Origin of the sequence: Paraburkholderia sp. RL17-373-BIF-A (genome assembly GCF_046030175.1) — a bacterium.
Taxonomy (GTDB): Bacteria; Pseudomonadota; Gammaproteobacteria; order Burkholderiales; family Burkholderiaceae; genus Paraburkholderia.
On record NZ_JARESO010000188.1, the window covers coordinates 1 to 2,665 of the forward strand.

The 2,665-nt window shown below is 57.7% G+C and carries 2 protein-coding genes and 1 pseudogene; all 3 read right to left on the reverse strand.

The genetic code is table 11. The features are described from left to right. Positions 1 to 72: 72 nt before the first annotated feature. The 3 genes and pseudogenes from P0D80_RS49375 to P0D80_RS49385 all read right to left on the reverse strand — a co-directional run bounded on the left by P0D80_RS49375 (position 73) and on the right by P0D80_RS49385 (position 2,376). Complete coding sequence (locus tag P0D80_RS49375; protein WP_408295829.1) at positions 73 to 330, reverse strand: c-type cytochrome; 258 nt, start codon at positions 328 to 330, stop codon at positions 73 to 75. A 1,042-nt stretch (positions 331 to 1,372) separates the two neighbouring features. Next, a pseudogene (locus P0D80_RS49380) lies at positions 1,373 to 1,522 on the reverse strand (YeeE/YedE family protein); the annotation flags it as partial. A gap of 371 nt (positions 1,523 to 1,893) precedes the next feature. Next, entirely contained in the window at positions 1,894 to 2,376 is a 483-nt protein-coding gene (locus P0D80_RS49385) for a CreA family protein (RefSeq protein WP_408295832.1), read from the reverse strand. Positions 2,377 to 2,665: the final 289 nt, after the last annotated feature.

Sequence of the window (2,665 nt, forward strand, 5' to 3'; positions counted from 1 at the left end):
GTCGAATCTCCCAGAACATGGCGATCGGGCATCTGATCTGGCTTGAGGCGCCGTCTTCGCGACGGTTCAAATCTACATTCTCAGCGTGAGTGACGACCGGCGGTTACTCGCGCAACGACGGGCTCTGCGCGATTTTCCCGGATCGTCGATGCCATTTAAATTTAGCACCGCCCTCTCAAAGAGTTTTGTCTTCCATCCACTCGCATTGCCAATGAGCTTCGGTCTCGTGTCGCTCTTGCCGTTTTGGCCATGACAACTGGCGCAATTTTCTTGGTAGAGGGCGTTCCCGTCTGGTGGCGCAGCCACGACCGAGGCGCATAGCCGCAGCATTGTGACTGCGATAAACGTACGCTTCGTGACAAGCTCCCCAGTAAGCCTGGATCGGATTCGTTTTCGCCGCGCCTATGGTCGGCAACGTCGATTTCGTCGAGCACGGTAATCTAAAAATACTCAAGCGCCCTCTTTCCCTGCGATCAAGTTCGGTGGCAGTAAGTGCGATACGTCTCGTCTGTGCACGAGCGATTTTTTGCCGCTCTAGCGGCTGCTTCCGAGGTGCAACCGCCGTTCCTCGCTGCGCGTCGGACAGTATGTGTTCGTCGTGGATTCAAACAGTGGGCTCGAAGGCGCAATGTCGCAGCCGCGCTTGTCGTTTTCACAGCCTGCCATGTGCGGAAAGAATCTCGAGTGCCCGCGCCGCCCTATTGAAGGCACATCCAATAGCCGCTTCGGCGCTGTAGTGTACGCAACGTGCGATGCGTCTCAGAGCGTGCGCGGCAGTCCGGATATCAAGGCGAGCCTCGTACAGACTACTTCCTGAGCGCTGGCCCAAATGCTCGATTGCCAGCTGACAATCCGAGAAGTAGGTACCGTACAGTTGAAGGCGCAATAGTTGCACGGCCGCTTCTGCCTCTAGGGATGCGGTTCCCGGGAGCCCGAGATAGGTTATCTGCATACCAATTCCCATCGTCAACTCCCAGTCTAAATCGCTAAATCTTGCGAACGGTGCGTAGCCGTTCGTTGGATCATCGCGCCGATCCGGTCGGGCTGGTTGACTCTGATCAACGAAATGACGGTACTGACCTGCCGGTCAGTTGTTCTTTCCCACGGTATCGCCAGGCGATGAGGTTTCATGCCGAAAGTGGTCGATACGTGGTCTGAGGAGTTCCCGCACGACGGGATGGTCGAAGCCCAGGTATCAGGTGCCCGTCCGGAATCGCGCCAGTGTTGATAACCATGTCCGGTGGCTTACGGGGCTGCTCCGGAGTCCTGAAACGGTATGGGTTCGCCTGGTTCGGTGCGATCAAGCGTGTGGTGTACGGCGTCAACTACTGTGTCCACCGGCGCATTGACTCATCAGAATTGCAACTGCCTCGTCCCGCAGCGGACCCATTAACCCGCCCAGAATCCCGCTGATGCCGGCAATGCGCCCGTTGAATAAGACGAAAATGGCAGTCGCAACACCGATCACCAGCCCCCCACTCAGTGACAAGCCAGGTGTGAAACTCCCGAGATCAATCGACACAAGCCCTCCTTGGCTTCGATAAGCGTAAAAGTGGTCGTCGAGCAGGGCATGATCTTGCCGTCCTACATCGCGATGGGCAACTTTCCATCCCCCACGGCACTTCCCAGGCCACGGCAGGATTGGCCGCAAAAGCCTAGGGGACCGTTTTGGGGATGTCGCGCGCGGCAACTTCCGCATCTTGCTAACTCGGCCATTGGAGTTCGACGTCGCACCGAACAAGTACCGGATAGACGTCAACGTCACTGAAGTTGGCGGATAACACACCTCCGCCCCATACGCGTTGCACCTGCTCATCTGCGCTTGTGCGCTTGTGCGCTTGTGCGCCTAGAGCATGTCGCCTCAAAACAGAGGCAGCGAAGCGGAGCGAGGTTTCAATGATCTCCCGTGGGAACTTTGGGACCTGCCGGGAGGCGGATTACATAGAGCTGGCCGGGCAGATTCCCTGATACCTCGTCTTCCACGTAACAAAAGTAAACGAGTGCGTTCCGCTCGGTATCCAGTACACGGATGATATGGAGAGAGTCGAACATTGGGTCCATAGCGGCTGTGAAAACCTGTGCCAGCCGGGGAACGGTTTCGGGGAGGTTGATTGTGCCCGTCCGCTCACAAGCCGCGGTTACGTCGCCCGCACTGGAGATGCTCCCGCCTCCCATCGCGCTGTCGGAATGCGACTTCGATACATAGCAGGTCACGCCCTTCACGAGGGGGTCCGCATAAGCCGAGATGGCGATGTGCGAACCGTATCGCTGGGTGTGGGTTTCGACCGTCGCCAGTTCCTTCGCGACAGCGGCAGAAAGCGAAGCCATCAGCAGTGCGCCGAGGAGACCTGCTTTCCAGGGAAACAGCTTGATCATCGTGAATCTCCTGACATCCGACAGGCAGCTCTTCGATCGTGCGACATTGTGGCTACGAAAAGTTGACTTCAGGCTAGCGCACACGGTCGCTAGCTCCTTGATCCATCTCAACGTCAACGTATCCGCGCGGCGCAGGTCTGAATCTGGGCTGCGGCTTGAGCAGGACGTCGATCTTTGGTAGGTTGCATCGTGTTCTGAACCGACTTTTTCGTCGCGGCGATAAGATCGCCACTGGCCTGTCCCCGATCACCTGGCCGCGCGCTCCCGCTTTGAACGCACGGGTCGCAGA

What these genes read in the sequence shown, in the direction of transcription:
- P0D80_RS49375 (WP_408295829.1), bottom strand. Translation starts at nt 330, where the DNA reads ATGCTGCGGCTATGCGCCTCGGTCGTGGCTGCGCCACCAGACGGGAAC.
- P0D80_RS49385 (WP_408295832.1), bottom strand. Translation starts at nt 2,376, where the DNA reads ATGATCAAGCTGTTTCCCTGGAAAGCAGGTCTCCTCGGCGCACTGCTG.